This window comes from Brevundimonas sp. (assembly GCF_027484365.1).
In the GTDB taxonomy this organism is placed as follows: Bacteria; Pseudomonadota; Alphaproteobacteria; order Caulobacterales; family Caulobacteraceae; genus Brevundimonas.
This window is the reverse complement of the sequence record NZ_JAIXTC010000030.1, coordinates 15,546-35,942: the sequence shown is the minus strand read 5'-3', so window position 1 is coordinate 35,942 and position 20,397 is coordinate 15,546. Positions and strand designations below refer to the sequence as shown.

Below are 20,397 nucleotides of genomic sequence, written 5' to 3'. Positions count from 1 at the left end.
GAGACATCGAAAAGGACGCCCGGTCATGCGTATCGCCATCCGCACCGCCCTCGCCTTCGCCGCCCTGACGGTGCTCGCCTCCTGCGATCGAACCGCGACGCCGCCGGTCCCCGCCGAACCCGCAGCGCCGGCTGCCGCGCCCGCGGAAAGCGCACCGGCCCAGTCAGCCGGCGGACTTGCGATCGAGGGCGAAGGTCTGAGGCTGTTCGACGCGACGGGTGCGGCCCGCGCCATCCCGTTCGGCACCCCCCAGGCCACGGCCATCGCTGCAGTCGCCGCCTCGGTCGGCGGCGCCGCGCCGCAGGTCACCACCAACGAGGAATGCGGGGCCGGCCCCATTCAGTTCGCCGAGTTTTCGAACGGCCTGCAGCTGCTGTTCCAGAACGAAACCTTCCAGGGCTGGTTCATCGACAAGGCAGGCCTGACCACGGCGGACGGCATGGGCGTGGGATCGACACGGGCCTCGGTCGAGGACTCCCGCACGATCGAGATGGTCGCGGATTCGACGCTGGACGGCGAGTTCAGCTCGGGCGACATCGGCGGCTTCCTGACGGCTGCGACCCCGCAAGGGACGGTCTCCGCCCTCTACGCCGGTCTGACCTGCTTCTTCCGCTAATCGATATGGGTCTCAGACCTTGATCGGCTGAAGAGAGATCGCTTCGCGATCTCGCTGATGCCGTGAATCAAGGCACGACATGACTCTGGGACCTGATCCGACCGGAAAACCGCTCACACTTTTCCGGATCAGGTCCTAGAAGGCCCGCCATGACCATTCTGATCGCGATCACCGGCGGCTCCGGCTCGGGCAAGTCCACCCTGGCCGAGGCCCTGGTCAGCGCCCTTCCGCCCGGCGCCGCCGCCTTGATGCGCGAGGACTCCTACTACCGGGATGCGGCCTCCCTGCCCGGGTTCGACGCTTCGACCTTCGACTTTGACGACGTGGCGGCGCGCGACCATGAGCTTCTGTTCGACGACCTGACCCGTCTGAAGGCGGGCAAGCCTGTCACCGCGCCCGTCTATTCCTTCATCCACCACGGCCGCGAGCCGGAGGGCGAAACGATACCCGCCGCCTCGGTCGTGATCGTGGAAGGCACCCACGTGCTGTGCACGCCGCCGGTCGCCGACCTGTTCGACATCCGCGTGTTCGTCGATACCCCGGCCGACATCCGCTTCATCCGTCGACTGCTGCGCGACCAGGCGGAGCGGGGACGGACAGCCCAGTCAGTCATCGACCAGTATCTGAAGACTGTGCGCCCCGGACACGAACGCCTGACCGAGCCGTCGCGGACCCGTGCGGACTTCATCATCGCCGACGCCACGGCCGCCGTGCGCCTCGACGACCCCCAGGCCGTCGTCCGTCTGGCGGCTCCAGTTCTGGCCCATCCGCTGCTGGCGGCCCTCCGGCCTGTCGAAACCTGACGATTCCTGACGGGGTATCGCCAGCTTGGGCATATGGGCTATCGGTGGCGTTCCGATGCAAGCGAACGCCACTATGCAAAAAGACGGAGCCCACTCCGCGCGCCCGGCAAGCGACCCCAGACGCGACAACATCGTTCGCGAGGCGCGACGACATTTCATGTCAGAGGGGTATGCGGCGACCCGCATCGAGCCCATCGCCCGCGCGACCTCCGTCTCTACGGCGACCCTCTATGGCTATTTCCCGTCAAAGGCCGACCTGTTCGCGGCGGTAATCGCCAATGCGTCGGACGACTTCTCTGAACAGATGAAGAGCGTTCGCTGTGACGAGGGCGACGCGCGGACCCGCCTGACCCGGTTCGCCCTCGCCTATGCCGGCTTCATGGGCGATCCGTTCGTGCGGTCGGTGTTCCGGCTGGTCATGGCCGAGCGCCCGCGCTTCCGCGACGTGGCCATGGGGTTCTTCGAGAAGGGCCGGCAGGATTTCGGCCTGCCGTTGATCGAGGCTCTGACCGCCCTGGCGACGAGCGGTGATCTGCGCTTCGACAAGGCCTCCTGGGCGGCCGGTCAGCTGATGGGGATGATCGAGCATCCCGTCTTCTTCATGCCCCTGGTCACCGGCGACGAGGTCCAGGCGGCGCGCACGCCCGAGTCGATCGCCGCCGACGCCGTCGAGACCTTCCTGGCCCGCTACGGAACCGGCTAGGGCTGGAGCCGGGTCCGACTCCAGCCGTCCCCGTCCCGGGCGAAGAGCAGCCTGTCATGCAGGCGGAACGGCCGGTCGCGCCAGAACTCCACCGTCTCCGGCAGCACACGCCAGCCCGTCCAGCGTTCGGGGCGAGGCACGTCCTGGCCCTCGAACCGCTCCATCTCGCGCGCCACGGCCGCCTCGAGCTCGGCACGGCTCGCCAGCGGCCGGGACTGATCCGATGCCCAGGCCCCGATGCGGCTCTCCCGCGCCCGGCTGGCGAAATAGGCGTCGGCCTCGTCCGCGCCGACCGGCTCAACCGTCCCTCGGACCCGCACCTGACGACGCAGCGACTTCCAGTGGAACAACAGGGCCGCGCGCGGCGTGGCCTCCAGCGCGACACCCTTGGCGCTCTCCCGGTTCGAGTAGAAGGTGAAGCCGCGCCGATCGACGTCCTTCAGCAGCACCATCCGGCTGTCCGGCGCGCCGTCGGCGTCCACGGTCGACAGGGCCATGGCGTTGGCGTCGTTCGGCTCATGGCCCCGGGCGTCGCCCAACCAGTCGACGAACAGGCCGATCGGCTCGACGCGATCGAAGATCGTCTCGTCTCCGTTGGCGGCCAGGGCGGCGGCATAGTCGCGGGCGTACTCTTCGCGGGTCGGGCTGGGCGGAATGGCGGCGTTGGTCATGGAGGGGGCTATAGCAAGCCGGTCGCCCGTCCGCACGGTTAACCCGACATTGACCATGGTCGCGGCCTATGGGCCGGATGATCGCGCCCGGCCCCAGCCTGAACGAAGCCTTCGCCGTCCTCGGCCTGCACGGTCCGGCCGAACAGGTCGCGGTGACCCGCGCCTTCCGTCTGGCGGTCAAGAGCGCGCGACCGGACCAGCCCGGCGGCGACGCCGAACGCTTTCGCCGCGTCATCGCCGCCTATCGGCTGATCCAGAACACAGGCGCCGCCCGTCCCGCCCTCGCGGCGCCGGTGTGCCGCCCCGCCGCACTGCCGGTCGTCGGCCTGACGCCCGTTCAGGCTGTGTCGGGAGGCCAGACGACGGTGCGCCTCGATAACCGGACACTGCGTGTCCGCGCCCCGGCCGGGATGCGGACGGGCGAGCATCTGCGCCTCAGGGGCGGCGCCGTCGATGGCTCCGATCTCTATCTGCCGGTCCTGATCCGTCCCGCCGACGGCCTCGTGGCGCTCGGCGACGACCTCTTCATGAGCTGGCCGGTGCCAACCCGCCTTCTGAGCGACGGCGGCCGCGTCGAGATCGAGACCCACGCCGGGGTTCGCGGCGCCTGGGTCACGCCGGGCCTGACGGACCCGGTCCGCCTGCGCCTGCGCGGCCTGGGGCTTCCCGCCCGAGGGGCCCGGCCGGAGGGGCATCTTTTCGTGTCGCTGAAACCGTCCGAGGACGCCCCTTCCGCCGCCGAGGACCTGCTGGCCCGATTCACCCGCGTCTGGACGCCGGACCGCCTCGCGGCCTAAGCGGGAGCCGCGATGTCTCACAACACCTTCGGCCATCTCTTCCGCGTGACCACCTGGGGTGAAAGCCACGGCCCGGCGATCGGCTGCGTCGTGGACGGATGTCCGCCGTTGATTCCGCTCACAGAGGCCGATCTCCAGCCCTGGCTCGACCGTCGCAAGCCCGGCGGCAGCCGCTTCGTGACCCAGCGTCAGGAAACCGACGTCGCCCGTATCCTGTCGGGCGTCTTCGATGACGGCGCGGGGCCGGTCACGACCGGCGCCCCGATCGCCATCCACATCGACAACGTCGACGCCCGCTCGAAGGACTACGGCGAGATCGCCCGCGCCTATCGTCCCGGTCACGCCGACATGACCTACCAGGCCAAGTATGGCGTGCGGGACCATCGCGGCGGCGGTCGCTCTTCGGCGCGGGAAACCGCCGGCCGCGTCGCCGCCGGGGCCGTGGCCCGCCGGGTGCTCGGCGAAGACGTCATTATCCGCGCCGGCGTCGTCCAGCTCGGTCCGCACAGGATCGCGCCCGAGGCCGTGGACTTCTCCGCCGTCTACGACAACCCGCTGTTTGCAGCCTCGGCCGAGGTCGTTCCCGCATGGGAGTCCTATCTGGACGGCGTGCGCAAGGCCGGGTCCTCCATCGGCGCCGTCGTGGCGCTGGAGGTCACGGGCGTACCCGCCGGCTGGGGCGCGCCCCTCTATGGCAAGCTCGACGCCGAACTGGCCGCCGCGATGATGTCGATCAATGCAGTGAAGGGTGTGGAAATCGGCGCGGGCTTCGGCTCGGCCGAATTGTCGGGCGAGGAGAACGCCGACGAAATGCGTTTGGGTCCGGACGGGGAGATCATCTTCGGATCGAACAACGCAGGCGGCGTTCTCGGCGGCATATCGACCGGCCAGCCCCTGACGGCGCGGGTTGTCTTCAAACCCACCTCCTCCATCCTTACGCCGCGCCAGACGGTGACCCGCGACGGGACCGAGACCGACGTCCGCACCAAGGGGCGTCACGACCCCTGCGTCGCCCTGCGCGGCGTTCCCGTGGTCGAGGCCATGGCCGCCTGCGTCCTCGCCGACGCGATGCTGAGGCATCGCGCCCAGATCGGCTGACACGGCTCAGGTCATCTTCCGTTCACCCTGTTCGGACTAGATTCTCGCCATGACCCAGACCTTGTCCCGCACCGCCGCCCTCGTCGCCGTCCTGGCCGGTTCGCTGATGCTCCAGGGCTGTCTGGTCGGCGCCGTGGTCGGCACGGCCGGCGCGGTCGTGGGCGGCGCCGCCAAGGTCACCGGAGCCGTCGTCGGCGCCGGGGTCGACTCCGTCACGACCTCCGACGAGGAAACCCGCGCTCGTCGCGAGCGCGAGCAGCGCGACTACGACCGCCAGCAAAGGCGCTGCGAACAGCTGCGCTCCCAGGGCCGGACCTGCTGACTATCGCACCCCGATATACTTGTGGGTCTGGACGCTGAGCCGCCATTTGGGGTGGCGCAGGCAGTAGTCCATGGCCGCCGCCGTATTCGCCGCCTGATCCGGTCCGTCCATCGGCTGCAGCCAGAACCGCTCGAAATCGAGGTCATCGAACCGGTCGGGCATGGCCAGCGCCTGCGGATAGACCAGTTTAAGTTCCTGCCCTGAGGTCTGCACCACCGGAGCGGCGGCCTTCGGACTGACGCAGATCCAGTCTATGCCGTCGGGCGCGGCAAGCGTTCCGTTGGTCTCCACGGCGATGTCGAAACCGCGATCGTGCAGGGCCTCGATCAGCGGCGCGTCCAGCTGCAGAAGCGGCTCTCCGCCGGTGCAGACGACCAGTTTGGGATCGCCGTCGCGCCCGATCCAGAACGACGCGACATGGTCCGCCAGCGCCGGGGCGTCCCGAAACTTGCCGCCGCCTTCTCCGTCCGTGCCGACGAATTCGGTGTCGCAGAAGGTGCAGATCGCTGCGGCCCGGTCCTGTTCCCGCCCGCTCCACAGATTGCATCCGGCAAAGCGCAGGAAGACCGCCGGACGCCCCGCCTGACCGCCCTCCCCCTGCACCGTCAGGAAGGCTTCCTTGACCGAATAGGTCATCGCGAGGCCAGCCACTCGCGCCAACCGGCGGCGCGCAGTTCGCAGGCCGGGCAGTCGCCGCAGCCATAGCCCCAGTCATGCCGGTGGACGCGATCGCCACGGTAGCAGGTGTGGCTCTCCTCGATGATCAGATCGACCAGGGCGTCTCCGCCGATCCCGTGCGCCAAGTCCCAGGTCTGGGCCTTGGTCAGGTACATCAGCGGCGTCTCGATCGGCGACGGCTTGTCGAGGCCAAGCTGAAGCGCCCGCTCCATGGCGTTGATCGTGTCGCGCCGACAGTCGGGATAGCCGGAGAAGTCCGTCTCGCACATTCCGCCCACCAGCACCGCGAGACCGCGCCGGTCCGCCAGCGCCGCCGCACAGGTCAGGAAGACCAGGTTCCGCCCCGGCACGAATGTGTTGGGGAGGCCCCGCACCCCGACCTCGATGGCCCGGTCCGTGGTCATGGCCGTCTCGCCGATGGCCCCGAACCCGGTCAGGTCGATCACATGGTCGGGCCCCAGCCGGTCTGCGAACTGCGGCAGGACCTTCGCCATCCCGTCGCGCACCCGCAGACGGGCCGCCATCTCCACCGCATGGCGCTGGCCATAGTCGAAGCCGACGGTCTCGACCCGTGCATAGCGTTCCAGTGCCCAGGCCAGGCAGGTCGCGCTGTCCTGCCCGCCCGAAAACAGGACGAGGGCGTCGTGGGCGATGTCGTCTCGGGCTTCGGTCATGGCGGGCCTGCGGTCGGCCGGTCGGCCGCGCGCATCGGGTTCAGTACAAGGATGAATAGTGTTTCCGGTCCCTACACCAGACCGTCTCACACCGCAAAAGAGACCGGCGTCTTGCGAGTGGCGAAAACAGACCTTTTTGGGACTTAACGCTTTTGCAAACGGTTATCCCCCATTGTCCACTGGTATCACGGGAGTTTCGGCCAGTATGCCGACGATCGAAGTTCTGACGGAACGCGCCGAACCGGTCCTGCCGACAGCCTCGGCCGCCGATGTGTTCGCACGCTTTCAGCGCGAGCCGGACACGCTGGTCATCCCCGTTGTGGAAGACGACAGGCCGGTGGGTCTGGTTGAACGCAACGCCTTCCTTCTCAAGATCGCCGGCCCCTTCGGCCACGCCCTTTACGGCAATCGCGCCGTAACCCACGTGATGGATCCCGAACCGGCCGTGGTCGACGCCGGGGTCCGCATCGACACCTTCTGCGACATTCTGATCAAGGGCGGCGCGGGCTCGCTGATGCGTGGCTTCATCGTTACGCGTGGCGGCCGCTATCGCGGCGTCGGCACCGCCGTCTCCCTGCTCCAGGCCGTCAACGAACAGCAGCGCAGCAAGAACACCGAGCTGGCCGAACAGTCGCGCGCCCTGACCGACAGCCGCACCCAGGCCCTCGCCTCGGCCCGGGCCAAGAGCCAATTCCTGGCCATCATGAGCCATGAGCTGCGCACCCCCATGAACGGCGTGCTCGCCGTCGCCGAACTGCTGCGTCGCCAGCCCCTGACCGATGCGGCCCAGGCCCACGTCCAGACCATCGTGGATTCTTCCGAGACCCTGCTACGCATCCTTCAGGACGCGCTGGACCTGTCGCGCGCCGAGGCCGGCGAACTGGAGATGAACCCGGTCCCGACGCCGCTCCGCGCCATGGTCGACGACATCGAAGCCATGTGGGGCCCGCGCGCGTCCCAGGACGCCGTCCGCCTGATGGTGGGCTATGAGGGCGACACCGAACTGACCGCCGACATCGACGGCGTGCGCCTGAAACAGGTGTTCAACAATCTGATCGGCAACGCCCTCAAATTCGCCCGCAACGGCGTCGTCGAGGCCAGCCTCAAGGCCTGGTCCGAGAACGGCCGTGTCCACATGGAGGCCCGCGTCCGCGACGACGGGCCGGGCGTGGACGGCGACCGTGTGGACGCCATCTTCGAGCCCTTCGTGCACGGCTCGGGTCCAGACGGAGCGGGTCTCGGCCTGTCGATCTGCCGCCAGATCGTGGACCGCATGGACGGTCACATCTGGGCCGAGAACAACGCCGGGCGCGGCGCGACCTTCGCCTTCGACGTCTCCGCCCCCCTGTCCGAGCCGGTAGAGCACAACGCCTCCAACGTCTCGGCCCTCGCCGAGCTGGAGCTTCAGTCCAATCCCCACATCCTGATCGTCGACGACAACGCCACCAACCGCGTCGTCGCCCAGGCCCTGTGCGAGATGTTCGGCTGTTCGTCCGAGACCGCCGAAGACGGCCTGGAGGCGCTCGAGGCCGTTCAGGCCCGTCCGTTCGATCTGATCCTGATGGACATCAAGATGCCGCGCATGGACGGCGTCCAGGCGACCCAGGCCATTCGCGCCCTGTCCGGCCCGGAGCGCGACATTCCCATCGTCGCCCTGACCGCCAACGCCGATCCGGACGATGCGAAACACTATCTGTCGATCGGCATGGCCGCTGTGGTCGAAAAGCCCATCAAGCCGGAACGCCTGCGCATGGCCATGAACGCCGCCCTGGCCGCGCCGGCCGAGGTCGCCGTGGCCGAGCCTGTCCGCAAGGGTCGAGCGGCCTAAGCCTTCCCCGCCGCCCGCTCGTCCAGCGCGCTGAGGATGGTGATCTTCTGCCAGATCTTGCGGCCGAGGTCGGTGCACAGACCCTCGACGTCGTTGACGGCGGCGACGATCTGCGGGTCCTGGGTCCTCGCAGCATACAGGGCCGCCAGCTTGCCGATCAGGGCCAGCATCTCTGCGCAATAGTCGAGGTATCGGGTCAGCTGGAACTGGTCCATCGACCGCGTCGGCGACGCCGCCGTGGTCGATCCTGCCGACAGGATGAGAGTCGGATCCTTGGTCAGCTGATGCATGTCGATGACGTGGGCCAGCGAACGCAGACCATGCAGCGCCTGAAGCGTCCGCTTCCGCTTGGCCCGCGCCTCGGAGTTGATCAGGAACCACAGGGCCAGCGACCCCAGGATGGCCAGGTTGACGAGGGCCTCCAGGCCCGCCGCCAGGCCCAGAGGATCGAAGGCCGCACGCTGCAGGCCGCGCGGCCCCATGCCCGCCAGCCAGTCCAGCCCGGGCCCGCCGCCCAGCCACCACAGTTCCAGCGCCGTCGCGGCGATCGCCAGAATCACGAGGCCGGTGAAGATCCGCGTCACAGGGAAAGGGCGGGCGATGGCCTCGGCCTGATCCGCCGTCCGCCGCGCCTCGACCACCAGTCCGGTCGCCACCCCCTCCAGGCCCGAGCCCGGAAACCGCGCGCCGACGCGCGCCTTCAAACGCTAAAGGGTCTGCACGACCTGTTCGGGATCCAGTCTGGCCATGGCTCACCCTACCGCGCCAGGGCGACAGGGAGAACTCCATCAAAGGTCAGAACCCGCCGACCCGCCGGATTTCGCCCGTAGCGACCCGGCAGGAGCGTTGCCCCCAACCTCGTGATCGCCGGAATCCGGCGGCGACGCCGGGAGACGTCCACCCGGCCGCCTCGCGTGCGGGCCGGGAGGCCTTGCCCGCGATTTTGTCGCAGACCCGCTGCATTGCCTCGCCCCCCACCCTCCCGGCTATTCGGGGGCGAACAAGGGGAGCGAGACGGATGAACACAGGCTCTGGTTTTCTGGGCGTGGTCGAGCGCATCGGCAATCGGCTGCCCGATCCGGTGTTCCTGTTTCTCTGGCTGATCGGGGGACTGGTGGTGCTCAGCCTGGTCGGTTCGGGTCTGGGCTGGTCCGCGGTCAATCCGGTCACCGGCGAGACCCTGCAGGCCCAGAGCCTGCTCTCGCGCGAGAACCTCGAGAACCTGATCATCGGCATGCCGCGCACCCTGGCGGACTTTCCGCCGCTCGCCATCGTGGTGACCATCATCTACGGGGCGGCCGTCGCCGAGCGGACCGGACTGTTCGACTCCGCCATTCGGGGCGCCCTGCTCAACGCGCCCAGGGCCGTGCTCACGCCCGTCGTCGTCGTGGTCGGTATGATGTCCCACCACGCGTCGGACGCCGCCTATGTCGTGGTCATTCCCCTGGCCGCCGTGATCTTCGCCGCGGCCGGACGGCACCCGCTGGCCGGCCTGGCGGCCGGGTTCGCCGCGGTGTCCGGAGGCTATGCCGGAAACCTGTTCCCGGGATCGCAGGACGCCCTGATCCTCGGCATCACCGAGCCGGCGGCCCGGCTCATCGATCCGACCTATTCCGTGAACATCGCAGGCAACTGGTTCTTCATCATCGGCGTCGTTCTGGTCTTCACACCCATCGTCTGGTTCCTGACCGACCGGGTGATCGAGCCGCGCCTGGGTCGCTGGACGCCGGCCGACGGCACCCGCCCGCCTTCCACGCCCGAAGAACAGGCCCTGACGCCCGCGCAGAAGAAGGGGCTGGCGTGGGCCGGGCTGGCGATCCTGGCCATGCTGGCCCTCTGGACCACCCTGACCCTCATGCCGGACTCGCCTTTTGTCGATCCCGAGGCCGAGCCGGGGCAGGAGTTCAACCCCCTGTATCGTTCTCTGGTCGCCTTCTTTGCGATCACCTTCTTCGTGGCCGGCGGCGCCTTTGGTGCAGGAGCAGGCACGGTGAAATCCCACCGGGACATGGTTCGGATGATGGGCGAAGGCATCGCCCAACTGGCCCCCTATATCGTGCTCGCCTTCTTCGCAGCCCACTTCGTGGCCATGATCAACTGGTCGGGTCTCGGCCCGATCCTGGCCGTCAACGCAGCGGCGGAGCTTCAGCGGATCGCCCTGCCGGCCCCGGTGCTGCTGATCGCGGTCGTCCTGGTCTCATGCGTATTCGACCTGTTCATCGGCTCGGCCTCGGCCAAGTGGTCCGCCCTGGCCCCGATCGTGGTGCCGATGTTCATGCTCCTGGGCATCAGTCCGGAGATGACGACCGCCGCCTATCGCATGGGGGATTCGGTCACCAACATCGCCACGCCCCTGATGAGCTACTTCCCGCTGATCCTGACCTTCGCCCAGCGCTGGGACCCGCGCTTCGGCCTGGGATCACTGCTGGCGACCATGTTGCCCTATGCGGGGTCCTTCCTGGTGGCTGGCCTGCTGATGGTGGCCGCCTGGGTCGCGCTGGACCTGCCGCTAGGGCCGGGGGTAGGCGTCCACTACGAGCCCCCGGCCGCCGTGGGACCCGCCGCCTCGTCGTCCTCCTCATCGTAGCCGACCAGCCGCAGCGCCCTCGCCTTCATCCCGTTGAGTTCGGCCCAACGCAGCAGGCCTTCCTCGCGGCCGTGAGTGATCCAGACCTCCTCGGACCGGATCTCCTCGAAGGTCGCGATCAGTTCCGGCCAGTCGGCGTGGTCGGAGATGACGAGAGGCAACTCCACGCCGCGCTGCCGCGCCCGCGCCTTGACCAGCATCCAGCCCGAGGCGAAGGCGGTCACCGGATCGGCGAACCGCCTCGCCCAGCGGTCCTGGATGGCACTGGGCGGGGCGATCGCGACCTCTCCACCGAGGGCGTCCTTCTTCAGCCCCGTCGCCGGCAGGATCGCGCCGAGGTCGACGCCCTCGCGCTCGTAAAGCCGGTTCAGCCGCTCCAGCGCCCCGTGGACATAGATGGGCCGCTCCCAGCCGGCCTCCCGGAGCAGCCGGATCACCCGTTGCGCCTTGCCCAGGGCATAGGCCCCGACCAGATGCGCCCGTTCCGGGAACTGGCCCAGCGACTGGATCAGACGGGCAATTTCCTCGGAATCCGGCGGATGGGTGAAGACCGGCAGGCCGAAGGTCGCCTCCGAGATGAAGACGTGGCACGGCACCGGCTCGAACGGGACGCAGGTCGGGTCGCGTCGGCGCTTGTAGTCGCCGGAGACCACCATGGTCAGGCCCTGATACGTCACCACCGCCTGGGCCGAACCCAGGACATGCCCGGCCGGGACCAGCTTCACCTCGACGCCGCTGTGCGAAACCGTCTCGCCATAGGCCCCAGCCTGACGGCGCCCGGTGAAATCCTCACCATAGCGCTCGGCCATGATCGCGAGGGTCTGGTCCGTGGCCAGCACCGCGCCGTGACCGGATCGCGCATGGTCGGAGTGGCCGTGGGTCACCACCGCCCGGTCCACAGGACGCACCGGGTCGATGTAGAAATCCCCTGGAGGGCAATACAGGCCGGCCGCGGTGGGCCTCAACAGGTCTTCGGGGCGGATCATGGGTCGGATATGGGCCTGCGTCGGGACTTGCGAATAGGCGCCCGCCGGATAAGGACGGTTTCATGAGCGAGATGTTCCTGACCACCCTGATGCCGCAGCTGGCCTCCGGCGCCGCCCACACCCATGCGCTGGGCTTCGTATACGAGGGGGTGAACGGCGATCGCGTCCGGCTGCGCACGCCGTGGCGACCCGATCTGGTCGGCGATCCGGAGACGGACGTCTTCGCGGGCGGCCTGGTCACCGCCATGCTGGACCACGTCGGCGGCCTTGCGGTCTGGACCAGGCTCGGGCGGTACGAGCCCATCGCCACCCTCGACCTGCGCATCGACTACATGCGGCCGGCCCGTCCCCGCGTGGACCTGCTGTCCGAGGCCCGCTGCTATCGGGCCACCCGCACCATCGGATTCGTGCGGGCCTGGGCGTTCGAGGACGATCCCGCCGACCCTGTGGCGGCGGCCCAGGCCACCTATGTCATCTCCTCCGACGGAGGCCGAAAGCCCGGCGCCAATCTCAAGCCACGGGGTGACGGCGCATGACCCCTCTTCTCGACACCATCCCCTATGCCCGCTTCCTCGGCCTGCGCACCGAGATGGACGGCGATGTTCTGACCGTCGTCATGCCGTTCGCCGATCACCTTGTCGGCAATCCCATGCTGCCGGCCCTGCACGGCGGCTCGACGGCAGCGATGCTGGAGCTGACCGCCGTGGCCCAGGTGGCCCACACATGGCCGCGCCTGCGTTTGCCCCGGCCGATCACGGTGACCACGGCCTATCTCCGATCCGGAAAGCCGATGGACGTCTATGCCCGCGCCCGAATCTCCCGCGCCGGCCGCAGGGTGGCGCACGTCCTGGCCGAAGCCTGGCAGGAGGATCCCGCCCAGCCGATCGCCAGCCTGACCGCCCACTTCTCGATGGATGAGCAGGACTCCTAGCCTCCGCTGCCTGGCGGCCGGCCACCATCGTTCAACCGATCTCTCTCCAGCCGGACAGGCTGATCCTCGTCGTCGAATGATGGCGAGACGACCTCTGGCCGCTCCCGTCAATGGTTAAAGAAGCCCTACCCAACTCGCTCCTGACGTGTTAACCATCTCTTTACCACTGTAACTTTTTGGAAGGGGCTAACATGGATCGGACTGAAGTCGTCGCCAGCGTTGCTGGAGACCTTTACGCGACCGAGAAGGCGGTTGACGCTGCGATCACCTCGGCAACCACCCTCGTTCAATCCATGATCGGCGCCCGGGCCCTGCTCAATGCTTCGCCGGTCGCCGGCGCGGTGTCCCAGGCCAGGGCCATTGAGGCGATCACCGCCCTGTCGGCTGCGCGCGACGCCATCGTCGCCTGCCACGCCGAACTGGCCAAGGATCACCGTCGCATGGGCTATGGCGTCTACAGCGTCGGCCCGATGGACAAGCCCGATGACGACTGGGGCACCCCGCCGCCCCCGCCGCAGGTCGAGAACGAACTCGTCACCATGCGACCTGCACGGCCTGTCCGGGTCGCGTGAATTCGGGTTAATGTCGAGGACTTCGGTTTTCGACAGACCAGACTCGAAGCAGTATCGCCCTCGCGTCCTTCGACGCGGGGGCGATTTCATGCTGGACACCCTGTATTCGCAGATCGGCCTCCTGCCGATGGTGCTGGTCGGGATCTTCGCCTTCACCAAGGGCGACGAGCCCGAGCGCCTGGCCATGGGCGCCTATCTGCTGGGCTGGATGGCCGCCCTGCTGCTGCAGGACGACCAGGGCCTGCGGTCAAGCTGGCAGCCTGGAATGTTCGCCCTGGACGTCGTCATGCTGCTCGTTCTGGGAGGGCTCGCATGGAAATTCCATCGCAGTTGGCCGATCTGGGCGGCATCGTTGCAACTCATCATCGTGATGAGCCACATGGTCACCCTGTTTGACCTGCGGCCCGGGATGACCGCTTTCTACACAATCGTGAATCTCGCGGGTTACGGTATTCTGGCCGCCATCGGCCTGGGCACATTCTGGGCCTGGCAGGAGCGACGAGCCGCAGGGCTGGAATAGGCCATTATTCCTAGATAAGGTCGCCGCTCAACTCTTTCGGCGGATCCCATGTCCCTCACCCATGCCAATGTCTGGGCCGCGCTCGACGCCATCGCGGGGCGCGAGGGTCTTTCCGTATCGGGCCTGGCCCGGCGCGCCGGTCTCGACGCCACCTCCTTCAATGTGTCCAAACGGTTCGGTCCGGGCGAGGCCCGTCGTCCCCGCTGGCCCTCGACCGAGAGCCTGACCCGCGTGCTGGAAATCGCAGGCCTGTCTCTGGCAGACTTCGCGGCCCTGGCCGAGGACGGCGACCGTCGCGCCCCGACCATTCCCCTCATCGGCTTGGCCCAGGCGGGAGCCGACGGCTTCTTCGACGATTCGGGGCTGCCGACCGGCGAAGGCTGGGATCAGACGGACCTGCCCCTGCCCCACCCGGGCCTGTTCAGCCTGGAGATCTCCGGCGATTCCATGGCCCCCCTCTACCGTCAGGGCGACCGCGTCCTGGTCGATCGGGACCGCACCGACGTCCGCAAGGGCGATCGCGTCGTCGTTCGCACCACGACCGGCGAGACCATGGCCAAGGAAGTCGCCTCCCTCACCGCCAGATCGGTGACCCTGGTCTCGGTCAATCCGGCCTACGAACCGCGTGTCATCGCGCGCAAGGACGTCGACTGGATCGCGCGCATCCTCTGGGTCAGTCAGTAGGGCACGCGAAAAGGGCCGCCCCCAAGGGCGGCCCTCTCATCCGTTCAGGTGATGGCGGCGTTCAGGCAGCGAGACTACCCGAGCGGGCGACACCGCCCCTTCAGCCCTCAATAGGGCTGGACGTAGTTCGCATTGACCCAGCCGCCGCCGGCGATCTGGACCCATTCGCCCTGCGAGCCGATGGCCGTGAAGGGCTGGCCGGCCGACAGGCTGCCGGCCTGGCGATAGCTGGTGCCCGGGCCCGAGCGGATGCGCAGGTTCGACGAGGCGCGATACTGGGCTCCCGACGAATTGGCTTGCGAGTTGGCGCGGGCGCGTTGCTGGTTGCAGCCGATGTAGGAACCGGCTGCAGCGCCGGCGGCGCCGCCGGCTACCGCGCCGAGGGCGCGTTCGTTGCTGGAAATCCGGCTGCCGGCCAAGGCCCCGAGCACGCCGCCGATCACGGCGCCGGTCGTCTGACGGCCGCCGGGGGCGTCACAGCTGGTGATGCCATTGGACTGCTGGGCCTGGGCGGCCATGGGCGCGGCGGTGATCAGGGCGGCCAGGGCGGCCGCCGTGGCCAGGGTGGTGTTCAATGTCTTCGACATGGCTCTCTCCGTTTCATCGAGGTTGGTCGATGTCACGGATAATGCGCGATGCCGTATGAAGGCTCCCGGAGCTTCACCGTTATTTTCGGTTCATCTTTGCTGGGCGCTACCGCTTGCGGCGCCCCCCGGTCCGATCTTCGATCGGCCGGAGGACAGGCTCTGGCTCGCTGCCTGAGCGCCGCGCTTGGTGTGTAGGCCTTTACCCCGCCAGATCCCCATTCGCCCCGGCCTCGATAAGCTGGATCGTGTGGGCCAGGCCGTAGATCGCCGCGAACGAGCCGAACCGCGGCCCCTGGGACGCGCCCAGCAGCACCTCGTACAAGGCCCCGAACCACCCGCGCAGGGGCTCGAACGCGTGTTCCTTGCCCACGGCATAGACCTCGCCCTGGATCAGCTCGCCGTCGGTCGTGTCCGCCGGCAAGGCCTTCAACCGCCCCGCCAGATCCAGCAGCGCGGCCTTCTCTCTCTCATCAGGCAGGCGATAGGACTTCGTCGGCTTCACGAAGTCCTCGTAGTAGTTCAGCGCCCGGTCCATCAGCCCGTCCAGCACGGGCTCGTTCTCCGGCGTCGCCTCCGGCAGGTACTTGGCGAAATAGGCCCACAGCTGCGCCTTGGACGAGGCATTGGCCACGCCGACCAGGTTCAGCAGCAAGGCAAACGACACCGGCGAGGCGACCTTGGGCGGCGCGCCTGCGTGGATCGACCAGACGGCGTTGTCGATCTGTTTGGCCGGTTCCTGCGTCCCGTAGGCGTCGATCGCCCCCAGATAGTCGTCGATGGCGCGCGGAATGACGTTGAAGTGCAGGCTCTTGGCCGACTTCGGCGACTGGAACATGTACCAGCTGAGGCTTTCGGGCGTCCCGTAGCGCAGCCACTGCTCCATGGTCAGGCCATTGCCTTTCGACTTGGAGATCTTCTTGCCCTCGACGTCCAGGAAGAGCTCGTAGTTGAACCCCTCCGGCGGCACCCCTCCCAGAGCCCGACAGACCTTGGACGACTCGCGCACGCTCTCGATCAGGTCCTTGCCCGACATCTCGTAATCGACATCCAGCGCGGTCCAGCGCATGGCCCAGTCGGGCTTCCACTGCAGCTTCACATGGCCGCCGGTGACCGGCAGCTCGGTGCGCCCGCCGGCCGGGTCGTCGAAGACGATCGTCCCCTTCTCGATGTTCCGCTCCAGGGTCGGCACCTGCAGCACGTGACCGGTGATCGGGCTGACCGGCAGGAAGGGCGAATAGGTCTCGCGCCGCTCCGGCCCCAGGGTCGGCAGCATGATTGCCTGAACCGCGTCGAACCGCTCCAGCAGCCGCAGCAGCGTCTCGTCGAACCGACCGCTCCTGTAGGTCTCGGTCGAGGACATGAACTCGTAGTCGAAGCCGAACCCGTCGAGGAAGGCCCTCAGCCGCGCATTGTTGTGCGCGCCGAAGCTGTCGTGCGTCCCGAACGGATCACGCACCCGCGTCAGCGACAGGTGCAGGTCCTCGCGCAGCATCTCCGGATTGGGCACCCCCTCCGGCACCTTCCGCAGCCCGTCCATGTCGTCCGAAAACGCAATCAGTCGCGTCTGCCAGTGGTCGCCGGTCAGGGCCCGGAAGGCGTTGCGCACCATCGTCGTGCGCGCCACCTCGCCGAAGGTCCCCATGTGCGGCAGGCCGGACGGGCCATAGCCGGTCTCCAGCACCACCGGCTTCACCAGGGCCTCGAATGTCGCCACCGCCTCGTCCGCCTTGCCGGCGTCGATCAGCAGTTTCGCCGAGTCCCGCTCCGCGTCCGACAGACGCTTCTTCAGGACGTGGTCCAGCAAGGCGCGGGCCTGTTCAAAGGGCCAGGACCTGGCGTCGCGGGCGAGGGTTTCGAGGTTCTGCAACATGGGCGCGGGTTTGGCCGCTCGCGCCCCCATCGTCAACGTCGGCTCAGTACCCCAGGCCGTTCCGGACCTGCTGTTCGCGACCGTTGGTGAACAGGTCAGCGGCCTTCAGCTTGGCATCGTAGGGGTCCGAAAAGCCCCAGGTCTCGGCCAGGATCTGGGCGTCCGAATAGGACAGGCCGGTGTCTTCCCAGTCGCAGGCGTTGCCGTAGCCCCGGCTCTCCCGAATCACGACCGGCACATTGGTGCCGATGCCGTTGAGGATCTTCTGGCCGATGATGACCTTGCCGCCGTCGGGGTCCTGGCCATAGAGGGCGCCCACCAGCTTGGCGTCGCAGTAGTTGTAGCGTGACGAGAAGAAGGCGTCGTACTCGCGCTGCTGTGGCATGGCCTGGGCCGGCTGGCCGAACAGGACCAGGGCGACGGCGCTGGACATCAGCAGTCCGGCCGACAGACGACGCACGCGCGCCTTGAAAGTGCTGGTCATGATGGGTCTCCGACAGGGATCACGGCCGCCCCCCGGCCGAAGCGGACTATAGCCGGTTGGCGCTCAGGCGATAGCTGCGTTCTCTCGCCGCACGACTTGCAGCCAGTGGGTCCGCGCCGTTTCGTCCATCGGCGACTGGATCAGCAGATCGACGAGACTGTGCGGCGCCGCCTCGCCCGGTTCCCGATCCCGGCACCAGCCCAGCACGCCTTCGAACAGGGCTGCGGCGGCCATCAACGGCTCGACCTCCTGCAGGGCCGGCAGCACCCGCAACTCGATCGTGTGTTTCTCCGGCCGTCCGGTCAGCAGGTTGGCCAGATTCAGGTCGCAGTATTTGGACAGGCCCACAGCACCCAGCGCCGCCTTCGCCTCGGCCCAGGCCATCGCCTGAAACGCCTCGCTCCCGGTCAGTTCGGCCAGACCCGCCGGCCAGTCGCCGAGCCGCACGCAGCGCGGATTGACCCCGACCAGCCGCTTCAGCGCCGCCCCATGCTGTGTCCACACCTCGACCAGACCGGTGATCGCCCGCGCCGAACACAGGGCCTCCCCGTCGAAATGCACATGGGTCGCACCCTCGATCGGGACGGTGAAGCCGAGCGCCCGCGCCTCGCCCAACAACCGTTCCAGCACGGCCGCATGATCCGTCTCGATCGGTGCCGTCACGATCTCGCAGGGCCGTTCCCGCTCTCCGGGCAGGGGCGCATCGATGGCCACCGAACGCCCGTTCGCATCCACCACCCGCACCATCCCGGCCTCATGGCGCTGCGCCTCCGTCCCGAACAGGGTCGCCAGCGGCTCCAGCGTCCGGTCACTCTCTGCATCCGGATCGCAGTGCCGTTCGACCAGCCGCAGCAGCCTCCCGTCGTCCGCCACGATCCGCCGCCAGCCCGCCAGCGGCACCCGCTCCCGATCCAGGTCGCGTTGCAGGGTCAGGTCGTCGACGAAGGAGGCGATCCAGGCGCCCTCCCCGTCCCGCACGCGAAATCCGGGCGTCAGATTCTCGAACACCGGACGTCCCTCGACGGCGCTGGGCTCCGACTGCGGATGGAAGAAGCGTTCGACCGTCCCGCCGACGCGTGTGGCCACGGCCTGCGCCAGATCGCGCCGCGACAGGCCCGGCGGCGCCATCAGCTCGATCTCGAAGCCGGTCTTCCAGTCCAGAGTCACGGCCAAGGCGAGGTCCCCAATCGGGTCCAGCCTAGCAGCAAGCGCCCGCCTGTCAGCCCTCGGCTTCGGCCTCGGCCTCCGCGGCGACCGGTCGCGCTACGCCCGGAATTGCGACGCAGCGTTGTTGCGTACCGCCGCCCGGGGCGGCTTCCACACGCGGCGCGATCGAGGTGACGGTGGTCCCGTCAGGTCCATAGGTGCCCAGGAACTGACACCCGGTCTGCAGGTCCGTCAGCACATAGACGCCCGGCTGGTCCGTCGCCGTCTTCGTGAAGGTCGCCCCGACGGCCGCCAGCAGGGCCCCGCCCGGATTGTCGATCGCCTGCTGTACCTGCGCCGTGCGCGTGTTGACGGTTTCCAGCGTCGCCTCGGCCTGGGCGGCGGTGTCCTGGATGTCCTGCAGGGCGGAGGCGCCGTCCTCGCAGGCGGCGACGGACATGGCGAGGGCGGAGGCGGCGATCAGGGTCAGGAGTTTCATTCGCCCACTATGACGTGAGGGCCACGCCGCGTCGCCCGGACACATGGTCGCCCTTGGCCTTGACCCGGCCTTCTCTGCGTGGCCATTCGCGCCGACCATGAAGACCGCCGATTTCGATTTCGACCTGCCCGAAGACCGCATCGCCCTGCGGCCCGCCGAACCGCGCGATTCCGCCCGTCTGCTTGTAGTCCGGGACGGCGATCTCGCCGATCACATCATCTCCGACCTGCCGGGCTTGCTGCGCCCCGGCGACGCCCTTGTCTTCAACGACACCCGCGTCATCCCCGCCCGGCTGTCCGGCGTGCGTCAGCGCCCCAACCCTGTGATCGGAGGTCCCGAGGGCGAGACCCTGACCGTCGAGGTCGAGGCCACCCTGCATCACCGTGACGCCCCTGACACCTGGTCCGCCTTCATGAAGCCGGGCAAGCGGTTGAAGGTCGGAGACCGCGTGATCTTCCTTCTCCACTCGGGGGAGAAGGTGGGCCCGAAGGGCTCGGATGAGGGGGCTCTTTCCGCCCGCCCGGTGGATGCCGGTTCGGACTCCGCCAGCCCCCTCATCCGTCAGCCTGCGGCTGCCACCTTCTCCCCCGAGGGGAGAAGGGCGCTTGAGGCGACCATCACGGGAAAGCACGACGACGGCCTGATCGTCCTAAGGTTCGACCTGTCCGGGCCCGCTCTGGACGACGCCATCCGCGACGTCGGGGTCATGCCCCTGCCGCCGTACATTGCGGCAAAGCGCCCCGAGGACGACCGCGACCGTTCGGACTACCAGACCGTCTTCGCCGAACACGACGGCTCCGTCGCCGCGCCCACGGCGGGCCTGCACTTCACTCCATCCCTGCTCGACGCCATCCGGGCGAAGGGCGTCACGACCCACGCCGTGACCCTGCACGTCGGGGCCGGCACCTTCCTGCCGGTCAAGGCCGACGACACCGCCGATCACAAAATGCACTCTGAATGGGGCACGGTCCCGGCGGAGACCGCCGCCGCCCTCAACGCCGTCCACGCCGCCGGCGGCCGCATCGTCTGCGTTGGCACCACCTCGCTGCGCCTGCTCGAATCCGCCACGACGCCGGAAGGCGAGATCCGGCCCTTCCACGGCGACACGGCCATCTTCATCACCCCCGGCTATCGTTTCCGCGCCGTCGACGTCCTGATGACCAACTTCCACCTGCCGAAGTCGACCCTGTTCATGTTGGTCTCGGCCTTCGCGGGCCTCGAGACGATGAAGGCCGCCTACGCCCACGCCGTGGCCGACGGCTACCGGTTCTATTCCTACGGCGACGGCTCCCTGCTTCACAGGGAAGCATAAGGAGGGGCGACCCTTGACCTGACGGCGCC

At 68.3% G+C, this 20,397-nt stretch carries 24 protein-coding genes; 14 read left to right on the top strand and 10 right to left on the bottom strand.

The genetic code is table 11. The features are described from left to right. The first annotated feature begins 25 nt into the window (after window positions 1-25). The 3 genes from Q0044_RS15495 to Q0044_RS15485 all read left to right on the top strand — a co-directional run bounded on the left by Q0044_RS15495 (window position 26) and on the right by Q0044_RS15485 (window position 2,122). On the top strand, window positions 26-616 hold the full coding sequence (locus Q0044_RS15495; RefSeq protein ID WP_298163365.1) for a hypothetical protein: 591 nt from the start codon (window positions 26-28) through the stop codon (window positions 614-616). A gap of 149 nt (window positions 617-765) precedes the next feature. After that, a complete protein-coding gene (gene udk, locus Q0044_RS15490; protein ID WP_298163364.1) occupies window positions 766-1,419 on the top strand; it encodes a uridine kinase in 654 nt (217 codons plus the stop codon). 55 nt (window positions 1,420-1,474) lie between these two features. Next, window positions 1,475-2,122 (top strand): TetR/AcrR family transcriptional regulator C-terminal domain-containing protein, encoded by a 648-nt coding sequence (locus tag Q0044_RS15485; protein ID WP_366941132.1) that lies wholly within the window; start codon window positions 1,475-1,477, stop codon window positions 2,120-2,122. Here the strand turns inward: Q0044_RS15485 and pdxH are convergent. Further along, window positions 2,119-2,793 carry a pyridoxamine 5'-phosphate oxidase gene (pdxH, locus tag Q0044_RS15480; RefSeq protein WP_298163362.1) on the bottom strand — a complete coding sequence of 225 codons (675 nt, stop codon included), beginning with the start codon at window positions 2,791-2,793 and terminating at the stop codon, window positions 2,119-2,121. The two genes, Q0044_RS15485 and pdxH, sit on opposite strands and share 4 nt — an antisense overlap. 68 nt (window positions 2,794-2,861) lie before the next feature. On the opposite strand from pdxH, the gene Q0044_RS15475 reads away from it, so the two are divergent. From Q0044_RS15475 to Q0044_RS15465, 3 genes are read left to right on the top strand one after another with little or no spacing between them, the layout of a single operon-like run. Further along, window positions 2,862-3,590 (top strand): DnaJ C-terminal domain-containing protein, encoded by a 729-nt coding sequence (locus tag Q0044_RS15475; protein WP_298163361.1) that lies wholly within the window; start codon window positions 2,862-2,864, stop codon window positions 3,588-3,590. A 12-nt stretch (window positions 3,591-3,602) separates the two neighbouring features. Continuing rightward, window positions 3,603-4,688 carry a chorismate synthase gene (aroC, locus tag Q0044_RS15470; protein WP_298163360.1) on the top strand — a complete coding sequence of 362 codons (1,086 nt, stop codon included), beginning with the start codon at window positions 3,603-3,605 and terminating at the stop codon, window positions 4,686-4,688. A 49-nt stretch (window positions 4,689-4,737) separates the two neighbouring features. Next, a complete protein-coding gene (locus tag Q0044_RS15465; protein WP_298163359.1) occupies window positions 4,738-5,010 on the top strand; it encodes a hypothetical protein in 273 nt (90 codons plus the stop codon). Here Q0044_RS15465 and queE read toward each other — a convergent pair whose 3' ends face one another. Both queE and queC read right to left on the bottom strand, forming a co-directional pair. Then, a complete protein-coding gene (gene queE / locus Q0044_RS15460) occupies window positions 5,011-5,646 on the bottom strand; it encodes a 7-carboxy-7-deazaguanine synthase (RefSeq protein WP_298163358.1) in 636 nt (211 codons plus the stop codon). It lies immediately after the preceding gene. Continuing rightward, a complete protein-coding gene (queC, locus tag Q0044_RS15455) occupies window positions 5,643-6,362 on the bottom strand; it encodes a 7-cyano-7-deazaguanine synthase QueC (protein WP_298163357.1) in 720 nt (239 codons plus the stop codon). The genes queE and queC overlap by 4 nt, the downstream gene beginning before the upstream one ends. 205 nt (window positions 6,363-6,567) lie before the next feature. Between queC and Q0044_RS15450 the strand changes: the two genes are divergently transcribed. Then, window positions 6,568-8,190 (top strand): response regulator, encoded by a 1,623-nt coding sequence (locus Q0044_RS15450; RefSeq protein WP_298163356.1) that lies wholly within the window; start codon window positions 6,568-6,570, stop codon window positions 8,188-8,190. Here the strand turns inward: Q0044_RS15450 and Q0044_RS15445 are convergent. Beyond that, window positions 8,187-8,846, bottom strand: coding sequence for a hypothetical protein (locus tag Q0044_RS15445; protein ID WP_298163355.1), 660 nt, complete (start codon window positions 8,844-8,846; stop codon window positions 8,187-8,189). The two genes, Q0044_RS15450 and Q0044_RS15445, sit on opposite strands and share 4 nt — an antisense overlap. 362 nt (window positions 8,847-9,208) lie before the next feature. Here Q0044_RS15445 and Q0044_RS15440 point away from each other — a divergent pair, with 362 nt between their 5' ends. Beyond that, window positions 9,209-10,777 (top strand): AbgT family transporter, encoded by a 1,569-nt coding sequence (locus Q0044_RS15440; protein ID WP_298163354.1) that lies wholly within the window; start codon window positions 9,209-9,211, stop codon window positions 10,775-10,777. Here the strand turns inward: Q0044_RS15440 and Q0044_RS15435 are convergent. Beyond that, on the bottom strand, window positions 10,723-11,763 hold the full coding sequence (locus Q0044_RS15435; RefSeq protein WP_298163353.1) for a ligase-associated DNA damage response exonuclease: 1,041 nt from the start codon (window positions 11,761-11,763) through the stop codon (window positions 10,723-10,725). The genes Q0044_RS15440 and Q0044_RS15435 overlap by 55 nt on opposite strands. 62 nt (window positions 11,764-11,825) lie before the next feature. Here Q0044_RS15435 and Q0044_RS15430 point away from each other — a divergent pair, with 62 nt between their 5' ends. From Q0044_RS15430 to Q0044_RS15410, 5 genes are all read left to right on the top strand, one after another. Then, window positions 11,826-12,299: a PaaI family thioesterase gene (locus Q0044_RS15430; protein ID WP_298163352.1), complete on the top strand. Its 474-nt coding sequence runs from the start codon at window positions 11,826-11,828 to the stop codon at window positions 12,297-12,299. Then, window positions 12,296-12,694 (top strand): PaaI family thioesterase, encoded by a 399-nt coding sequence (locus tag Q0044_RS15425; protein ID WP_298163351.1) that lies wholly within the window; start codon window positions 12,296-12,298, stop codon window positions 12,692-12,694. The genes Q0044_RS15430 and Q0044_RS15425 overlap by 4 nt, the downstream gene beginning before the upstream one ends. Before the next feature lie 191 nt (window positions 12,695-12,885). Further along, window positions 12,886-13,266, top strand: coding sequence for a hypothetical protein (locus tag Q0044_RS15420; protein WP_298163350.1), 381 nt, complete (start codon window positions 12,886-12,888; stop codon window positions 13,264-13,266). An 88-nt stretch (window positions 13,267-13,354) separates the two neighbouring features. After that, window positions 13,355-13,786: a hypothetical protein gene (locus Q0044_RS15415; protein WP_298163349.1), complete on the top strand. Its 432-nt coding sequence runs from the start codon at window positions 13,355-13,357 to the stop codon at window positions 13,784-13,786. A gap of 48 nt (window positions 13,787-13,834) precedes the next feature. Then, window positions 13,835-14,470 (top strand): S24 family peptidase, encoded by a 636-nt coding sequence (locus Q0044_RS15410; RefSeq protein ID WP_298163348.1) that lies wholly within the window; start codon window positions 13,835-13,837, stop codon window positions 14,468-14,470. Window positions 14,471-14,577: 107 nt separating this feature from the next. On the opposite strand, the gene Q0044_RS15405 is transcribed toward Q0044_RS15410, so the two are convergent. The 5 genes from Q0044_RS15405 to Q0044_RS15385 form a co-directional block, all read right to left on the bottom strand. Beyond that, entirely contained in the window at window positions 14,578-15,057 is a 480-nt protein-coding gene (locus tag Q0044_RS15405) for an SH3 domain-containing protein (protein WP_298163347.1), read from the bottom strand. Window positions 15,058-15,256: 199 nt separating this feature from the next. Then, window positions 15,257-16,927 (bottom strand): lysine--tRNA ligase, encoded by a 1,671-nt coding sequence (locus Q0044_RS15400; RefSeq protein ID WP_298163346.1) that lies wholly within the window; start codon window positions 16,925-16,927, stop codon window positions 15,257-15,259. Between the two features lie 43 nt (window positions 16,928-16,970). Then, window positions 16,971-17,411, bottom strand: coding sequence for a hypothetical protein (locus Q0044_RS15395; protein ID WP_298163345.1), 441 nt, complete (start codon window positions 17,409-17,411; stop codon window positions 16,971-16,973). A gap of 63 nt (window positions 17,412-17,474) precedes the next feature. Then, window positions 17,475-18,578, bottom strand: a complete 1,104-nt coding sequence (locus Q0044_RS15390; RefSeq protein ID WP_298163532.1) for an amidoligase family protein — start codon at window positions 18,576-18,578, stop codon at window positions 17,475-17,477. A gap of 52 nt (window positions 18,579-18,630) precedes the next feature. Next, a complete protein-coding gene (locus tag Q0044_RS15385) occupies window positions 18,631-19,056 on the bottom strand; it encodes a phage tail sheath protein (protein WP_298163344.1) in 426 nt (141 codons plus the stop codon). Window positions 19,057-19,153: 97 nt separating this feature from the next. On the opposite strand from Q0044_RS15385, the gene queA reads away from it, so the two are divergent. After that, a complete protein-coding gene (queA, locus tag Q0044_RS15380; RefSeq protein WP_298163343.1) occupies window positions 19,154-20,368 on the top strand; it encodes a tRNA preQ1(34) S-adenosylmethionine ribosyltransferase-isomerase QueA in 1,215 nt (404 codons plus the stop codon). The last annotated feature ends 29 nt before the right edge of the window (window positions 20,369-20,397 follow it).

Bases quoted from the DNA above. Each gene is read 5' to 3' on its own strand.
- Q0044_RS15495 (WP_298163365.1), top strand. From the start codon at position 26: ATGCGTATCGCCATCCGCACCGCCCTCGCCTTCGCCGCCCTGACGGTG.
- udk (WP_298163364.1), top strand. From the start codon at position 766: ATGACCATTCTGATCGCGATCACCGGCGGCTCCGGCTCGGGCAAGTCC.
- Q0044_RS15485 (WP_366941132.1), top strand. From the start codon at position 1,475: ATGCAAGCGAACGCCACTATGCAAAAAGACGGAGCCCACTCCGCGCGC.
- pdxH (WP_298163362.1), bottom strand. From the start codon at position 2,793: ATGACCAACGCCGCCATTCCGCCCAGCCCGACCCGCGAAGAGTACGCC.
- Q0044_RS15475 (WP_298163361.1), top strand. From the start codon at position 2,862: ATGGGCCGGATGATCGCGCCCGGCCCCAGCCTGAACGAAGCCTTCGCC.
- aroC (WP_298163360.1), top strand. From the start codon at position 3,603: ATGTCTCACAACACCTTCGGCCATCTCTTCCGCGTGACCACCTGGGGT.
- Q0044_RS15465 (WP_298163359.1), top strand. From the start codon at position 4,738: ATGACCCAGACCTTGTCCCGCACCGCCGCCCTCGTCGCCGTCCTGGCC.
- queE (WP_298163358.1), bottom strand. From the start codon at position 5,646: ATGACCTATTCGGTCAAGGAAGCCTTCCTGACGGTGCAGGGGGAGGGC.
- queC (WP_298163357.1), bottom strand. From the start codon at position 6,362: ATGACCGAAGCCCGAGACGACATCGCCCACGACGCCCTCGTCCTGTTT.
- Q0044_RS15450 (WP_298163356.1), top strand. From the start codon at position 6,568: ATGCCGACGATCGAAGTTCTGACGGAACGCGCCGAACCGGTCCTGCCG.
- Q0044_RS15440 (WP_298163354.1), top strand. From the start codon at position 9,209: ATGAACACAGGCTCTGGTTTTCTGGGCGTGGTCGAGCGCATCGGCAAT.
- Q0044_RS15435 (WP_298163353.1), bottom strand. From the start codon at position 11,763: ATGATCCGCCCCGAAGACCTGTTGAGGCCCACCGCGGCCGGCCTGTAT.
- Q0044_RS15430 (WP_298163352.1), top strand. From the start codon at position 11,826: ATGAGCGAGATGTTCCTGACCACCCTGATGCCGCAGCTGGCCTCCGGC.
- Q0044_RS15425 (WP_298163351.1), top strand. From the start codon at position 12,296: ATGACCCCTCTTCTCGACACCATCCCCTATGCCCGCTTCCTCGGCCTG.
- Q0044_RS15420 (WP_298163350.1), top strand. From the start codon at position 12,886: ATGGATCGGACTGAAGTCGTCGCCAGCGTTGCTGGAGACCTTTACGCG.
- Q0044_RS15415 (WP_298163349.1), top strand. From the start codon at position 13,355: ATGCTGGACACCCTGTATTCGCAGATCGGCCTCCTGCCGATGGTGCTG.
- Q0044_RS15410 (WP_298163348.1), top strand. From the start codon at position 13,835: ATGTCCCTCACCCATGCCAATGTCTGGGCCGCGCTCGACGCCATCGCG.
- Q0044_RS15405 (WP_298163347.1), bottom strand. From the start codon at position 15,057: ATGTCGAAGACATTGAACACCACCCTGGCCACGGCGGCCGCCCTGGCC.
- Q0044_RS15400 (WP_298163346.1), bottom strand. From the start codon at position 16,927: ATGTTGCAGAACCTCGAAACCCTCGCCCGCGACGCCAGGTCCTGGCCC.
- Q0044_RS15395 (WP_298163345.1), bottom strand. From the start codon at position 17,411: ATGACCAGCACTTTCAAGGCGCGCGTGCGTCGTCTGTCGGCCGGACTG.
- Q0044_RS15385 (WP_298163344.1), bottom strand. From the start codon at position 19,056: ATGAAACTCCTGACCCTGATCGCCGCCTCCGCCCTCGCCATGTCCGTC.
- queA (WP_298163343.1), top strand. From the start codon at position 19,154: ATGAAGACCGCCGATTTCGATTTCGACCTGCCCGAAGACCGCATCGCC.